16 protein-coding genes are annotated in these 15,980 nt (G+C 40.3%); 5 read left to right on the top strand and 11 right to left on the bottom strand.

Annotated elements, in window-relative coordinates; genetic code table 11:
- Positions 1-102 precede the first annotated feature (102 nt).
- The 5 genes from ccmI to ACGTJS_RS09725 form a co-directional block, all read right to left on the bottom strand.
- Positions 103-1,371 (bottom strand): c-type cytochrome biogenesis protein CcmI, encoded by a 1,269-nt coding sequence (gene ccmI / locus ACGTJS_RS09745; RefSeq protein WP_410471917.1) that lies wholly within the window; start codon positions 1,369-1,371, stop codon positions 103-105.
- A gap of 9 nt (positions 1,372-1,380) precedes the next feature.
- Positions 1,381-1,890: a cytochrome c-type biogenesis protein gene (locus tag ACGTJS_RS09740; protein WP_315040961.1), complete on the bottom strand. Its 510-nt coding sequence runs from the start codon at positions 1,888-1,890 to the stop codon at positions 1,381-1,383.
- 28 nt (positions 1,891-1,918) lie between these two features.
- Positions 1,919-2,497, bottom strand: a complete 579-nt coding sequence (locus ACGTJS_RS09735) for a DsbE family thiol:disulfide interchange protein (RefSeq protein ID WP_410471916.1) — start codon at positions 2,495-2,497, stop codon at positions 1,919-1,921.
- Positions 2,498-2,512: 15 nt separating this feature from the next.
- Positions 2,513-4,525, bottom strand: a complete 2,013-nt coding sequence (locus ACGTJS_RS09730; protein ID WP_410471915.1) for a heme lyase CcmF/NrfE family subunit — start codon at positions 4,523-4,525, stop codon at positions 2,513-2,515.
- 67 nt (positions 4,526-4,592) lie between these two features.
- Positions 4,593-5,903: a hypothetical protein gene (locus tag ACGTJS_RS09725; protein WP_315040967.1), complete on the bottom strand. Its 1,311-nt coding sequence runs from the start codon at positions 5,901-5,903 to the stop codon at positions 4,593-4,595.
- 332 nt (positions 5,904-6,235) lie between these two features.
- Here ACGTJS_RS09725 and mrdA point away from each other — a divergent pair, with 332 nt between their 5' ends.
- Positions 6,236-8,155 (top strand): penicillin-binding protein 2, encoded by a 1,920-nt coding sequence (gene mrdA, locus ACGTJS_RS09720; protein ID WP_410471914.1) that lies wholly within the window; start codon positions 6,236-6,238, stop codon positions 8,153-8,155.
- 56 nt (positions 8,156-8,211) lie between these two features.
- Entirely contained in the window at positions 8,212-8,823 is a 612-nt protein-coding gene (gene rsmD / locus ACGTJS_RS09715; RefSeq protein WP_410471913.1) for a 16S rRNA (guanine(966)-N(2))-methyltransferase RsmD, read from the top strand.
- A gap of 29 nt (positions 8,824-8,852) precedes the next feature.
- Here the strand turns inward: rsmD and ACGTJS_RS09710 are convergent, their stop codons facing one another.
- Positions 8,853-9,047 carry a hypothetical protein gene (locus tag ACGTJS_RS09710; RefSeq protein ID WP_315040973.1) on the bottom strand — a complete coding sequence of 65 codons (195 nt, stop codon included), beginning with the start codon at positions 9,045-9,047 and terminating at the stop codon, positions 8,853-8,855.
- Positions 9,048-9,148: 101 nt separating this feature from the next.
- Positions 9,149-9,367 (bottom strand): hypothetical protein, encoded by a 219-nt coding sequence (locus tag ACGTJS_RS09705; protein WP_315040975.1) that lies wholly within the window; start codon positions 9,365-9,367, stop codon positions 9,149-9,151.
- A gap of 309 nt (positions 9,368-9,676) precedes the next feature.
- Here ACGTJS_RS09705 and ACGTJS_RS09700 point away from each other — a divergent pair, with 309 nt between their 5' ends.
- A complete protein-coding gene (locus ACGTJS_RS09700) occupies positions 9,677-10,315 on the top strand; it encodes a TetR family transcriptional regulator (RefSeq protein WP_315040977.1) in 639 nt (212 codons plus the stop codon).
- Between the two features lie 8 nt (positions 10,316-10,323).
- Here the strand turns inward: ACGTJS_RS09700 and rpoN are convergent, their stop codons facing one another.
- A complete protein-coding gene (gene rpoN / locus ACGTJS_RS09695) occupies positions 10,324-12,093 on the bottom strand; it encodes an RNA polymerase factor sigma-54 (RefSeq protein WP_410471912.1) in 1,770 nt (589 codons plus the stop codon).
- 239 nt (positions 12,094-12,332) lie between these two features.
- On the opposite strand from rpoN, the gene ACGTJS_RS09690 reads away from it, so the two are divergent.
- A complete protein-coding gene (locus ACGTJS_RS09690) occupies positions 12,333-13,331 on the top strand; it encodes a nitrilase-related carbon-nitrogen hydrolase (protein ID WP_410471911.1) in 999 nt (332 codons plus the stop codon).
- Positions 13,332-13,367: 36 nt separating this feature from the next.
- On the top strand, positions 13,368-13,847 hold the full coding sequence (locus ACGTJS_RS09685; RefSeq protein ID WP_410471910.1) for a cyclic nucleotide-binding domain-containing protein: 480 nt from the start codon (positions 13,368-13,370) through the stop codon (positions 13,845-13,847).
- On the opposite strand, the gene pdxH is transcribed toward ACGTJS_RS09685, so the two are convergent.
- The 3 genes from pdxH to ACGTJS_RS09670 all read right to left on the bottom strand — a co-directional run bounded on the left by pdxH (position 13,844) and on the right by ACGTJS_RS09670 (position 15,971).
- Positions 13,844-14,503 carry a pyridoxamine 5'-phosphate oxidase gene (gene pdxH, locus ACGTJS_RS09680; protein ID WP_410471909.1) on the bottom strand — a complete coding sequence of 220 codons (660 nt, stop codon included), beginning with the start codon at positions 14,501-14,503 and terminating at the stop codon, positions 13,844-13,846. The two genes, ACGTJS_RS09685 and pdxH, sit on opposite strands and share 4 nt — an antisense overlap.
- 18 nt (positions 14,504-14,521) lie before the next feature.
- On the bottom strand, positions 14,522-15,580 hold the full coding sequence (locus ACGTJS_RS09675) for a HemK family protein methyltransferase (RefSeq protein ID WP_410473255.1): 1,059 nt from the start codon (positions 15,578-15,580) through the stop codon (positions 14,522-14,524).
- A 190-nt stretch (positions 15,581-15,770) separates the two neighbouring features.
- Positions 15,771-15,971, bottom strand: coding sequence for a hypothetical protein (locus ACGTJS_RS09670; protein WP_410471908.1), 201 nt, complete (start codon positions 15,969-15,971; stop codon positions 15,771-15,773).
- Positions 15,972-15,980 lie beyond the last annotated feature (9 nt).

Below are 15,980 nucleotides of genomic sequence, written 5' to 3'. Positions count from 1 at the left end.
ACGCTTTATCCGATAAAATAGCAAGTTTTTTTCGTAACTGCTTAGTTTTATGCCAAGTTTTATTTTATCATCACATAAAAATGCTATAGTTATCGCATAAAATTATGGCACAACTTTATCAATCAAAACAGTCGCACTGTTGGCTTTGACATCAAGCGGTACAGGATTGCTTGTCAAATCGCCCGACTGTGGCATAGCATCGCCTGACGTGCTAACACGTGCCGTAATACCCAACTGTTGCCCAGAAACAATGGCTTGGCTTAATAATGCCGTTGGCATAATGCTGTCAATATCGCTAATTTTTAGGCTTAAGCCCTCTTTATGCAAGTCATCTGCCGAGATTTTTTTGGCGACAACAGGGACACCGCCTGCGATTGGACGAATGTTTACAAACAAAGTATCGCCTTTTTTGACACGACCCAAAATCGTTGGCGTGATGTTTACTTGTACGATAATGGCTTGTTTGCTTTGGGCTTCACGCTCGTTGATATTTTTTTCCAAATCTGCCAAACTTTTGACTGCTTCAGAATGATCGCCATTTTTTGCCAAAATTGCTTGTTTCACTATATTGAGCCATTTTCTGGCTTCGGCATAGTTGCCATCTTTCATTTCACCCATCACCATCAGCATTTGAGCCCCTTGGTGCGTTGGATTGTTGGCTAACACTTTTTGTAATACTTGACGAATGTTTTGACTTAACACACCGCCTTGTGCAAAAAAACTGGTCTGTGCATAAGTAATCGCAATTTTTTCATCATCAGGATTTAGACGATAAGCACGAGCCAACGCTTCTAACGCTTGCTCTGGGGCTTCTAATGCCATATAAATTTCTGACATTCTAAACCATCGCATAGGGTCGGTCGCATTGTGGTGGACGTTGGTTTGCATGGTGTTGATAAGCCCAATCGCATCTTTGGCAGCGGACTCAGGTGGCGTGCTGATTTTGCCTGTTAATAAATCGTCCGCCACTTTGCCAATGTGGTCTTGCGATTGCCACAGTTTAAAAGTTTCGGAACGGTCGGCAATAATATAATACGCCATCGCCACCAAAAACGGAATCCAAATAATAAAAATTAGTCGGCTTTTAAAATTTGGTACAAAACTATGAACACTTGTGCTTTGGTTAATGTCTAATAATTGTCGCTCTAGGGCTAATTTTTGGCTGTCATAAGTCGCTTGGTCAATTTGTTGCTCGTTAAAATCGTTTTCTAACTCTGCCAAACGCTGTTTGAACACATCAATATTAAGTGCCAACAGTTGATTGTCATTGCGACTTTCGGCTTGATAACGAAACCACGGCAACATGATAATCACCGCCAAACACAACGCCAAAATGATGGCACACAGAATAAATAAAATGTAAGTTGGCATAATGTTTTATCAGTTTCCTTGTGACTGTTTGTCGGCGTTTGGGTCAGATTTTAACAATTGTTCAAGCTGATGTTGTTCGGCTTGGGAAAGTGGTTTTGTTTCATTGTCAATGTGCTGTATCTTTTTGTTTTGATTGCGATTTTTAACAAACCATGCAAACAAAATCACCACCAACAAAATCGGCGGAAAAAACCACAAAATCCACGTTGATGGTCGCATGGGCGGTTTATAACTGATAAAATCGCCATAGCGTTCAAACATATAATCACGGATTTCGCCATCGGTACGCCCGTCCATCACCATTTCATAGGTTTTTTGTTTTAAATCTTTGGCAATCGGTGCGTCCGAGCCTGCTAGGTTTTGATTTTGGCATTTTGGACAGCGAAATTCTTCAATCAAGGCACGATATTGGGCCTCTTGGCGTGGGTTGTCAAAATGATACACATCAATCGCCCCCACAGCGACACTGTTAATTGCCAAAGACAAAGCGATTATACCAAACTTTTGTTTAAAATTCATCTAAAAATCTCATTCACATTTGTTTTTGTTATGATTTTTGACAAGCCTTCATCATTTGGCTTTCAGACACGTCTTTTTGTAAAGCTGTGATACAAGGTAGCACTTGATTGTTAAAACGTTCTTCATTAATTTCGCCAATGATATGCTGACGTACCACGCCTGTTTTGTCCACGACAAAGCTCTCAGGTGCACCTGTCAAACCCAAATCAATGCCATAACTACCGCTATCTTGCACGTTTAACAAAAATGGGTCTTTGTGTTCATTCAAGTAGTTCAGTGCGTCCGCCGTTTCGTCTTTGTAATTGACACCGACAATGGTAACGCCTTGGTCTTTCATTTGTAATAAAAATGGGTGCTCAATTTTGCACGTGATACACCAAGAACCCCAAATATTTAAAATATAAGGATTTTTTGGCAAATCGGCTGGTGTTATCATTTTGTCAGGCTGGGTTAATAATGGCAAACTAAAGTTTGGCAAAGGCTTATTTAACATGGCACTGGTAACAACGGTGGTATCTTTGCCAAGACGAGAATAAAACAGTACCACCACCACGGCAAATGCAATCAATGGAACAATAAACCAAATTTGTTTTTTCTTTAACACCATATCACACCTCTTTTGTTACTTGTTTAGCAATGTTGTTTGATTTAATACATTTTCATTTAACAGACTTTGTTGTGAAACTTTACGATAACGTTTGTCAAGCATTGCCAACAATGCCCCAAAAATCATCACCGCAGAACCCCACCAAACCCAACGGATAGCAGGTTTGACATAGATACGCACCGACCATGTTTTGGTGGTGTATTCGGTATCTTTGCCTTGAATAATCGGCTCGCCCAACGCCATATACACATCACGAAATGGATTGTAATGAATGGACGCTTCGGTCATCGGCATTTGGCTCACGACATAATGGCGTTTTTCAGGGTATAAGGTGGTGATTTTTTTGTCATTTTTGCTGACATTGACAACGGCTTGGGTCGCATCAAAATTTGAGCCATGCACCGCTTTAAAATCCGCCAACGTAAAATCATAACCTTGTACATTCACCGTTTCGCCTTCGGTCATGGCGATGTCTTTTTCAATGCTTAAACTGGTGGTAATCGCAATTCCCATCGCCATTAACAAAATGCCAATATGTGCAAAGTGCATACCCCAATAGCTTAAATTTAGGCGTTTTAGCCCTTGTACAAAGGTTTTGGCATGGCGAGTTTTGTCTTTGATATCAATGCCAATCCAAATCAGCACCCAAATACACAACGAGAGCGTAACCGCAATGTTAAAATTAACAAAATTTGCCAAAAAGTAACTGATAATCGCACCCAACACCGCACTACTTGCCAAAATCGCAAGCGATGCTCCCAAAAATGGGCGTGTGTCTTTTTTCCAACGGCTCATCGGCCCTAATGCCAAAAATACCAATAACAACCACGTCAAAGGCACAAACAAAGCATTAAAATACGGTGTACCGACAGACACTTGCCCCAGTTTAAAAGCATCAGCAAGCATAGGATACAACGTACCAATCACCACCACAATGGTGGCAACCAAAATAATCACATTGTTAATCACAAACAAAGTTTCACGAGATTTTAGCTGATAATGGCTTTCTTGGGTCAAACGCCAGCCACGCCATGCAAACATTGCCAAACCAAAGCCCACCACAATGCCCAAAATCGTCAAAATAAACAAACCACGAGTTGGGTCAGCAGCAAACGAATGAACAGAGGTAATCACACCAGAACGCACCAAAAACGTCCCCAACAGACTTAAACCAAAGGTAAAAATCGCAAGCATAATCGTCCAAGCCTTGAACACCCCACGCTTTTCGGTAACGATTAGCGAATGCAATAACGCCGTACCACCAAGCCAAGGCATTAAAGATGCATTTTCCACAGGGTCCCAAAACCACCAACCGCCCCAGCCAAGCTCATTATACGCCCACCAAGAACCAATGGAAATCCCTGCGGTCAGACACGCCCACGAAGCCAGCGTCCAAGGACGACTCCAACGAGTCCACACCGCATCAAGACGACCCGCCCACAACGCCGCCATCGCAAACGCAAACGGCACAACCGAGCCAACATAGCCCATATACAGCATGGGTGGGTGAAAAATTAAACCGGGGTCTTGTAATAACGGATTTAAATCCTTACCATCAACAGGGATATTTGGCAAACTGCGGTCAAATGGCGATGACACAAAAATCACCATCGCCACCATCATAAGCTGTACACCTGCAATAATCACCAACACACGAGCCCGCATTGCCAATGGCAAACTTTTACTAAATAAAGCAACCGCCATACCCCACGTTGCCAAAATCGCAACCCACAGCAACAACGAACCCTCATGTCCGCCCCACGTTGCCGACAGACGATAATACCAAGGCAACAGCGAATTTGACTGACCTGCGACATATTTTAAGGTAAAATCATTGGCATAAAAACCATACATCAACGCCAAAAACGAAAAACCAACCGCAAAAAACTGGGAAACTGCCAAACTGCCTGCCAATTTTTGCCAAGCAGGTTGATTTTTTAACACGCCAATAGTCGGAAAAATGACTTGCAACATCGCAATCACTAAGGCTGACACTAGAGCCACATAGCCCAACTCTGTGATTAACATACTTTTTTGCTCCTGTCGCCTGTGTGCGAAACGTTTGCTAAAATGTAATAAATTTAAAATAAAAAAACTAATAAAAAACCGCAATCAAATGTAACCAACCTGCCAAAAATCCTGTCGCCCCACCCAAAATAATCAAGGTCAATTCATCTTCACGAAATGCAGGTCGCAACAGATTTTGAAACTCCGCAGGAGTCAACGCCCGAATACGGTCTCGAAACATACCAAAAATCTTGTCCGCACGGCTTTGGTTTAATTCAGGATTGCTCATCGGAATCATGGTTGCTTCAATGGATTTATCAATAATGGTGTGTTTTAATTGTCCAAATTCTTTACGCCCAAGCCCATATTTTAGCGTTGTTTGAATCACTTGCGATTCCAAAATTTGATGAATATGCACTTTGATTAAACCACGAGTTTGGCTGGCACGACTGCCGTACATCATTTCTTGCATGATGTTTTTAAGCGTTACCAAGTCTTTGACGACAATTTCGGCAAACACTTCGGACACTTCTTCTTGGCGTTTCATAAAACCGCCTTGCCAGTTATACACGCCCATGTGCGGTTTTTCAAAACGAATAAAAGGAAAAATTTTGCTTAGGCTAAAAAATTTTGGAATACGGATATAATGCGGTTCAATCGGATTAAACACCATCCAAATCGCAATCCAATTGGTTAAAAATCCCCAAATAGACGCAAAAAATGGCACTGTCCAATGCTGTGGCACAAACCAAAAAATCGCCATCTGAATAATGCCAAATAAAAACCCAATCAACGCACTGATATGCCAAATAAAGTTGATTTCTTTTTGTCCAACTTTTAAAAACATTCGCACCATCAAGGCTCTATCGCCTTCCATTCGGTTGATAATCATCTCTCGCATATCAACCAAATTTTCCACATTTTCGGTCAATTCCATAACAAGATGTTTCATCACATCAGGCAACTGTTCATGTCCATAGGCGTAAATTCGGCGTTTCACCGCATACGGCAGGCTCGCCCACAAGGCTTGCGAACGCTCATTCATGATTTCATCAATCAGATTTTCCAAATTGTCATTCATGGTTTGGCTGATATAATCCGCCACTTCTTCTGGGTGCATGGCTTGCAAAAATTCATCAACCGAACCCAATTTTGACAAGGCTTGGTCTACGATAACACCCGAAATCTTGCCTGCCTTGCGTGGGACAATGCCTTGCCAACCAATACCGCCAAACGGAAAATTTTTGATGGGAATACCCCAAAAAGTGATGGGATAAAACAGCATTTTTAACGCCATCCAGACATGACCCCACGTCACCACCGCCGTCACAAACGGAATGGTCATCATTGCAAAAAATTGGGGGTGATGGACAAGATTTTGCCAAATTTGGCTCAACATAAAAACGCCTATTATCAATAAAAAAATATTAAAAGCACAACAAAAAACCCAACAAAAATTATCTAATTATATATTTTTGGGAAAAATATCTCAAATCTATATTTAATGTGCTATCCTACCAAAAAACTTAAAAAATTGAAATTTTTTTCTGATAAAAATATGTTAAAATAGCCAATATTTTTTAAAACAAATAAAATTTTTTCTATAAAAATCATTATTTTAATCACATCTAGTGATTTTGATAAACAGTTGTTGATTTGTTAAAATAGTTAGTTACACTCTCACAACTGTTTAGCAATATTTACATAACATAAAGGCATTTTTGACTGACGATGAAAGCATTAAAAGAAGACAACCAACAAAAAGAAAACTTGGTTTTTAAAAACCGAGTGATTTTTGCTGGCTTTTTTATTTTATTTGGGTTAGCAGGTTTGGTAACTCGCTATGCCTATTTACAAATTTATAGTCATGAAAAATATGCCATCCAATCGGACAATAATCGCATCAAACTCATCTCTGCACCGCCCAGCCGTGGTTATATTTATGACCGCAATGGTTATTTGTTGGCGGACAATCACCCTGTTTTTACCGCCGTTGTCAGTCCTGACGAAATTGAAGACCCTGTTAAAACTTTAGAATTATTAACGCCTATTTTTCAATTAACCCCAGAAGAAGTGGAACAAGGTTTAAAAGCTCTAAAAAAGAGCAAAAACGAACCTGTTACCATCAAAATCGGCTTGACCGAGCAACAAGTCGCCCAGTTTAGTGAGCGAAAACCGTTTTTGACAGGCGTGAGTATCCAAAGTAAACTCACTCGTAGTTATCCGCACGCCGAGTTATTCGCTCATGTGATTGGTTATGTCGGACGAATCAATGATAAAGAAAGCGAAACCTTGGACAAAAAACTGTACGCAGGGACGGATTTAATCGGTAAATTGGGCATTGAAAAGCAGTACGAAGAATTACTGCTTGGCAAACCGGGTTATCAATCCATTGAAACGAATGCCTATGGCGATGTTATCAAAAAATTAGACACCAAACCACCCATTGCTGGCAATGATTTGTATTTAAGTCTTGATTATGGTTTGCAAAAAGTCGCTCACGAAGCCTTAGCAGGCAAGCGTGGGGCGATTGTGGCGATGGACCCGAACACAGGTGAGGTGTTGGCATTTGTCAGCAATCCTAGTTTTGACCCCAATCCGTTTATCTCTGGTATCAGTGGTAAAGATTACAAAGCCTTGCGTGAAGACCCTGATATGCCACTGTACAACCGAGCTTTGCAAGGGCAATATCCGCCTGCTTCTACTATCAAACCATTTGCAGGGCTTGGGCTGATTGACGCTGGTGTGATGACGTGGAATAGCACCATTTTTGACCCCGGATATTTTAGCATTCCGGGCGATACGCACAAATTTCGTGATTGGAAAAAATCTGGACATGGTACGGTGAATTTGCACAAATCCATCACCCAATCGGTAGATACTTATTATTATAAAACGTCTTATCAAATGGGGATTGACCGTTTACATGACTGGATGGTACGTTTTAATTTTGGCAAAAAAACAGGCATTGACTTACCTGGTGAAAAAACAGGTGTCTACCCATCAAGCGAATGGAAAATGAAAACCTACAAAAAAGCATGGCTACCGGGGGAAACCATCTCAGCAAGTATCGGACAAGGGTATTTTTTGGCAACGCCGTTACAAGTTGCCAATGCCACCGCCATGCTCGCTGCCAAAGGACAGCATTTGACCCCACATATCCTAAAAAAATCCACAGGTGCGGTCAATGTGCAAGTGTTAAACCGACCTGACGGTAAAATCCCCTTCAAAGGCACAGAACAAGACTGGCTAAGAATGCAAAATGCGATGGAAGATACCGTCAAAAGTGGTACAGCCAAAAAAGTTTATACCAGTCAATACCGCCTAGCAGGTAAAACAGGGACAGCACAAGTCAAATCCATCGCCCAAGGCAAACGCTACAACGAAGCCGCCCTAAGCGAACGCCACCGTGACCACGGCTGGTTTATTGCCTTTGCCCCTGCGGACAATCCACAAATCGCCCTTGCCATTATTGTAGAAAATGGACGTGGTGGTAGCCATGTTGCCCCACTGGCTCGTAAAGTCTTAGATTACTGGATACTACAACGTGAAAAAAACCCGATTGTACCGCCTAGCATTGAAGAACTTACCAAAATTTATGAAGAAAAACAAAAGGCAAAACTAAAAACTGAAGAACTTGCCAAACAATAAAACAACTTGGCATTGCTTCTAATACACAAGCAACCACAACGCCCAACCAAAAACCCATGAAAGCAAACAAACAAAGCAAAACAAAGAAATCAAGCCCCAAAAACATCAGCCAAATCCGCATCATCGCAGGGCAATACCGCAGACGTAACATCGGCTTTGTAGATGCTGACGGATTACGCCCCACGCCTGACCGTGTACGAGAGACCATTTTTAACTGGCTCAATGATGACTTGATAAATGCACGTGTACTGGACTGCTGTGCAGGTAGCGGTGCGTTTGGCTTTGAAAGTTTGTCTCGTGGGGCAAGTGAAGTGGTCATGATAGAGCCAAACCGCCAACAATTTGAACAACTGCTTATTACCAAACAAACATTAAATATTAATAGTCAATTAAACTGTCAATGTGGTAGTGCCGAACAAATTTTGCCAAATTTACCCAAACAAACCTTTGATGTGGTATTTTTAGACCCACCTTATGCGTTAAACCTTTGGCAAGATTTATTAAAAATTTTATTAGACAATCAATTAATTGATAAAAATAGCTTAATTTACATTGAAGCCAATCAAGAACATCAACAGATTTTGGGCGAGTATAACAATAATCTTACCGCTTTCAAATATAAAAAAATGGGGCAAATTTTTGCAGGCGTTTATCAATTGATGGATTAACTGCTAGGTTTTATCAATTTTTTATCTTATTAATCTTTTATCCAACCCACTTCCATCGCTGTCAATTCGTTAATCACTGTATCATCTAGGCTATTGGGCGTAACACTTTTGGTCGGTGATTGTGGCAGATAACCGCCCATCAGCTTGGCATATCGTTGCGGATATTTTGGATTTTTGTTGGGTTCTGCCAAGCCAATTGGGTCAATCGGTTGTCCTGTCGCCAAATCATACTTATCAGTTAACGAAATGGCACATTATAGCAAAAATTTTTGCCAAATCGCTATCAGGCTTTATCAAAAAAAGATTACTAATAGTTTACTAATCGTTAAATTGTTCCCAACAAACTGGAACCTGCCACAAACAAAAAACTAAACACAATCATCAATACCAACACCCAAACAAAACTGTGCATGGTTACAGTTGGCTTGGTAACAGGACGGATATCATCATGATTTAAGGGTGCATTGCTTGGGTTTAACATCGCATTGTTTCCTTTAGTGTTATGATTTGGACTGGTTTTATTATTCATGGTAGGTTGAACCATATATTTTGATTTTCCTACAACAAAACACAATGTGTTATTATGGTAAAACTTTACAAAGTTATCTGATTATTAACATTATAACTGCTAAATGTTACATAATTATAACAATAATTTTTTTGCGAGACCGTTTGTCATTTTAATGGGTTATTTAATCGCTTTTATCAATCCTTTTTATCAATTTGATAACTTTTTTTAATGATTTTGTACTTATCTTGTCGCTAAAGTCATGATTTTGGGTTGTAATTTATCATCAATCGCCTTAAAATATCGGTTTTTCACGCTGTTAATACACAACCATTTTAAGATAACATGACAACCAAAACCCGTATCCCAAGAAACGAACAAAAACGCCAAACCCGACAAGCTTTTTTCCAAGCCATTTTAGATTTATCTTTTCAAGGTTTTGCTTATTCAGCGATTTCTTTACGCCATGTCGCTCGTGAAGTCGGCGTTGTGCCAACAGCTTTTTATCGGCATTTTGAAGACATGAACGATTTGGGACAAAGCCTTGTCAATGAAGAACTAGGCTCGGCTTTGCATACGTTGCGTGAGCATTTACAACTGGGTAAAACTCGCACCCATGATGGACAGATTTCAGGCTCGGTGGCGTTATTTTTTGAGTCAATTAGTCAGTCGCCTTTGTATTGGCATTTTATCGTGTCTGAGCGTTATGGTGGCAATCAAGCGGTGTATCAAGCCTTAGAGTCACAAATTCGTATTTTTGTCAAAAGTTTGAGCGATGACTTGGGCTTACAACCTGCATTTAAAGGTTTATCAGAAGATATTCGCTTATTAGTTGCGGATATGGGCGTGAATTTATTTTTTTCGTGGGTGTATCAATGGCTAAAATTCACGCCAGAACAAAACGATGAAAAAACCGCCTATGTGAAACGTTGCACCGAACAAGCAAAAGTGCTGTTTTATGGTGTGGGTAATTGGCAAGGTTGATTTTTTTGTTAAAACCGTTGTTTTCGCTGAGTTGATGAGCCGATATTCATCGCTTCACGGTATTTTGTTACGGTTCGTCTTGCGATATCAATGCCATCTTGTTTTAACTTATCCATAATCGTGCTGTCTGATAGCGGTTTTTTGGGGTCTTCGTTGTCAATCATCTGCTTAATCATCGCACTAATCGCCGTTGATGACACGCCATCGCCCTCTTCGTTTGACACTTGACTGGAAAAGAAATATTTTAAACTAAACAAACCTTTGGGCGTTAAAATTGTCTTACTGGTGGTAATCCTCGACACGGTGGATTCGTGCAAGCCCACTTCGTCCGCCACATCTTTTAAAATCATCGGTTGCATGGCGATTGAGCCTTGTTCCAAAAAGGCTTGTTGGCGTTTGATAATACAACTTGCCACTTTTAACAAATTTTGATTTCTTTCTTCAATACTTCTAATAAATAATCGTGCGTCATACAGATGTTCTCGCAAATAATTATTTTGTTTGCTGTCATCATTGCGTTTGATTAAACTGGCGTATTCTTTATTGACACGCAGTTTTGGCAAGGTATCAGGATTTAAGGTAACTTGCCAACCATCTTTAAACGGACTGACCAACACATCAGGCACATCATAACTGTCTGGGGCAAAGTCCAAATGGCTTTGTGACTGCTGATAGCTTAATGCAGGATTTGGGTCAAGCGTACGAATCAATGCCAAAGACGGCTGAATATCGTCCAATTTTAAATCGGTATTTTTTAATAAATCTTTAATATTATTACTAATAATTAAGTCAGAATATTGTAATAATTGTTTGGCTTTGTCCAAATAAGGCGTATCTTTTGGCAAGCGTTGCAACTGCAAACACAGACATTCCGACAGATTTCTCGCCCCTACGCCAAGCGGTTCACAGCTTTGGATTTGCTTAATCACCACTTCAATATCGTCCAAATCCAATTCCACTTCATCAATTTGATAAAAGGACAACATCATATCCAAACTATGAAACAGCTCATCAGTCGGGAGATGGATAAAACCTTTATCGTCCATACTATCAATCAAATATTCGGCGATAATCATTTCAATATCGGACAAATGTTTAAAATTTAACTGCCAACGTACATGGTCTTGGATATTGCCCTGCGTGCTAAATTTAAAATCATCATCAAAATCATCATCCACCTTTGACAAACCTGTCGGCTCATTGGTATAAATCTCGTCCCACTGCGTATCCACCACCATTTCCAAATTATCACTGGCAAAATGCTCGCTACTGTCTATCGCATCTGAACCAAAATCTTGAAAATCATTGTCCAAAAAATCACTGTCCGAGAAACTACCATCTAGCCCACCATATTTGTCATAACCATCGTCCAAATTGCGTGAGTTATCGCTAGATTTGCTTAGGCTATTTTGCCAATCGGATTGCCAGTCATCATTTTGTTTATCAAAATTATCAAAACTGCCATTATCAAAATTGTCGTCAAAATCTTTATCAAATCCCTTATCAAAGTCATGCAAATTTTCTTGGTTAAAATCGTCTAAGGTTTTCTCACTGCTGTATTCTGGTGTGTCTGTATGATTGTCAAAAAAATTGTCATCAAAATCAGCCTGTTCAAAATTGTCTTCTTCAATCCGTTCTAAAAGCGGATTTTCGTCCAGTTTTTGTTGGACTTCTTGCTCTAGTTCAAGGCTTGACAACTGCAACAAACGGATTGCCTGTTGCATTTGTGGCGTTAAGGTCATGCCTGTGGACAGCTTTGCCCCTAATCCCATTTTCATTGGCACGCTCCTATTTTTTCACATAGATTATTTAATTTTTTTAACAACATTTTTAAAACTTATATTACTATTTCGTCATTATTTGGCAATATTTTAACCTATTTTTAACAAATTGGTATAGATTTGATTGCATTGTTGGCATAAAACCTGCAAAATAAACGATACAAGACAATTTTTGGCGGATATTTTTGTTAAACGTGGTAAAATATTTGCCAAATTTACCAATGATAAGGACAGATATGCCAACTATCGCTAATATTGAACTGAACAGTCAGACCAATATTTTGGACAATATTATCCAAATTGAACACGCCATCATCACCGCAAAACAGCATTTTTCTGCCAAAAATTTACCGCTTGATTTGGTGGTGTTGCCCGAAAATGCGTTTTGTTTTGGCAAACAAGGGTTGGCTAGTCAGTATTTTGAGGATTTAAAAAATTGGTGTGGCAAACTTGCCAATCATTACCAAATTCATCTGCTCGCAGGCACGCTACCTTGTCCGTATCGCCCAGATGGTACGCCTGTAGCGGATAATAAGTTTCGCCAAAGCTCGCTGTTGTTTGAGCCTGATGGCAATTTGTTGGCTCGTTATGATAAAATTCATCTGTTTAAAGCGACCGTCAATGACAAAACCGCCAATTATGACGAAGGGCAGACTTTTGAAGCGGGCGATACGCCTGTTGTCGCCAAGACAGCGATGGGCAATATCGGTTTGATGGTGTGTTTTGATTTGCGTTTTCCCTTGCTTGCCACACGTTTACGCCAGTTAAATGCCGACATTTTGACCGCTCCGTCCGCCTTTACCTTTACCACTGGCAAAGCCCATTGGCAAACACTTTTGACCGCTCGTGCGTTGGACAGTCAATGCTTGGTAGTCGGTTCGGCACAAGGTGGCGAACATCTGATTAACACGTCAAAAGGAGTCAATCAACGAGAAACGTGGGGACATAGCCACATGATAAATGCTTTTGGTGAAAGCATTGGCGAGCCAATTTCTCATGAATTTTTACCGCCAAATAGCCAACAAGATTTAACAGATTTATTCAAAAATTTGCCTTTAAGCCATTTTGCCAGCACATTTTTGCCAAATGCCAGTATTTTAAACTATTTGAGTGATGAAAAATATCCTGATACCGCAAAAATTGTCGTAGCAAATTTTGATAATGATGAACAAAATCGCTTTCGTAATCAAATTAATTTGTTTGCCAGTCAGCGTTTTGATGTTAAAAATCCTTAAACTATTTTTATAAAAAAATTTAAAAAGCCAATTGATATGTCAAATTTATTATATGACCACCTAAAAAACAGCCCAATTTTTGCCAATCTTGATCCTTTTATGTTTCAAATTTTGGAGCAACATTTGGTATTTCAAGAACTCGTCCCCAATGAAATTTTGTTTAACGAAGGCGAACACGGCGATTATTTGGCGTTTGTGTTACTTGGTAATTTGGCGATTTTAAAAAATAATGCCAACGATAGCGGACTGACCCAAATTGGCAATATTTCACAAGGCGACAGCATTGGCGAGATGGCGTTGATTGACATGTTGACACGCTCGGCAACGGTCAAGGCAAGCGAGTTGACGGCTTTGGTAAAATTATCCAAAAAAGATTTTGAAACGATTTTGACCGATTATCCACGCATTGGCATTGAAATTTTGCGTGGCATTGCGGTGTTGTTAAGCCTAAAATTACGTAGAACATCCGAAAATTTAAGTCGCTCAAACAACACCCAAAAAGCAAAAAAAGGCTAAGGCAAATAACGCAAAATTTGCCAATTGTCGCCATTTTTTTGATAAACAATGCGGTCATGCATACGGTTGGCTCGTCCTTGCCAAAACTCAATTTTTTCAACCGTTAATTGATAACCGCCCCAAAAATCTGGCAATGGAATTTCGCTATCTTGGTATTGATTTGCCAAATTTTCAAACCGCTCATTCATCACATCACGACTGGCGACTACACCACTTTGTGGCGTGCTGACCCATGCCGCTAGCTGGCTGTCTTTTGGGCGAGAGTGAAAATATTGGGCGGATTGTTCACGGCTAATTTTGCTCACTTTGCCTGTCAAACGCACTTGACGCTCTAAACTTGCCCAAAAAAACAAGGCTTCAGCATTGGGATTATTGTCCAAATCTTGCCCTTTTTGGCTGTCATAGTTACTATAAAAAATCAAGCCGATATTGTCATCGTCAAGCGATACAATTTCACGCATCAACAGCGTTCGCACCGATGGCAAATTGTCATCACCACAAGTCGCCAAAAAAAAGGCGTAGGCTTCGCCTTGGTACTTTTCTAGGGCTTCGTTTACCCAATTTTGGATTAACGGATAAGGCGTGGTGGGCAAGCCTTGTTCATCAAGTTCGCCTTGTTCATAAGATAAACGTTTTGCACTAAAATCAATACTCATGGTAAAGCCCTTTTAAAATCAAAGTTTGTTTAATTTTTCTACATAATGGCGAAAATATTCACGGTTTTCCATCAATTCGTCAAAGTCCATCGCAAACACACCACTACCACCATTGGCAAAGATCAGCCAATCAAACTGAATGTCGGGATAGGCTTGGCGTAACGCCCATTCGCTATCGCCCACTTCGCACACCAATAGACCATCACGTGTTAAATAATCTGGAGCGTGGAACAAGATTTGATGAACGATATCCAAACCGTCCTGCCCTGCGGACAAGGCATGGTCAGGCTCGTACAAAAACTCAGGTGGCAAGTCCGCCATCGTTGCCGAATCCACATAAGGCGGATTGGTAACGATTAAATCGTACTGATTTTCGGCAGGGATTTTGGCAAACAAGTCCGACTCAATCAAGTTTAACTGATGGGTGATATCTTCGTGGTGATTGGCGTTCACGCCTGCCACTTCAAGGGCGTTTTTGTCAATATCGCTGGCATCAACAAAGGCATCTGGAAAACGGCTTGCCAACGCAATGGCAATACAGCCAGAACCTGTACACAAGTCCAAGATTCGCTCAGGTTGTGCCAGTTGTTTTTCGTCCAGACCATGTTCAAAAAATTGTGGGTCTTTTTTGCTACCACTCAATTTTTGAACCAAATCATTGCTTTCAAAATACGGATAAAACTGCTGACGAATCAGTTCATTGATAGGTGAACGTGGGATTAACACTCGCTCATCAACATAAAACGGCAATTCGCAAAAATACGCCAAATTAATCAGATAACTAAGCGGTTTTCGCTCCACGATACGGCGTTGTAAGAGGGTCAAAACTTCGGTTTTTTCGCTGTCGGTCAAACGACAATCCAAAATCTGCTCATCAGCCGACCATTGTAATGACAAGGTGTGTAACACAATCGCGCCTGCTTCGGCAAATACGTCTGTTGTGCCTTGGGCGACCACCACGTCATGCTCACGCAATTTGCTGATACAAAAACGGATAAAATCACGAATGGTTTTGAGTGATTGAATGGCTTCGTCAAATTCGTGGTTGAGTTGAACCAGTTCGTCAGCGTCTAGCATATTATCATGCACGATGATGTTATCTGTGTCTATTTGTTCAAAATGACTGTCTTCGTCAAAGTCGTCCAGACTGTCGTCAAATTCAATGTCTGATAGGTTATTTGGCAAACTGCTTAGGTTAATTGGCGATTGCATATTGTTTTTTTCCGTTTGTTAAGAACCTGTATTCACAACATTACGCCATAAAATCTTACAGGTTTTTCACTAAATATTTATTTGCTTTTGCATGAAAAATGGCTAAATCTTGCTTTTCTTCGTCAAAAACTTGTCTGATAGAATGACTATCAGTCTGCGTTTTTTCCTTGAAAAGCTGGCGATTTATCGCATTTTTCATTGCAAAAACGTTATGAATACAGGTTCTAAAATCGTGTTTTGTGAATGGTTGGGTCATTATAATCTA

The sequence above is a fragment of the Faucicola mancuniensis genome (assembly GCF_046523945.1).
Classification (GTDB): Bacteria; Pseudomonadota; Gammaproteobacteria; order Pseudomonadales; family Moraxellaceae; genus Faucicola; species Faucicola mancuniensis.
This window is presented reverse-complemented; position numbering and strand designations above follow the sequence as displayed.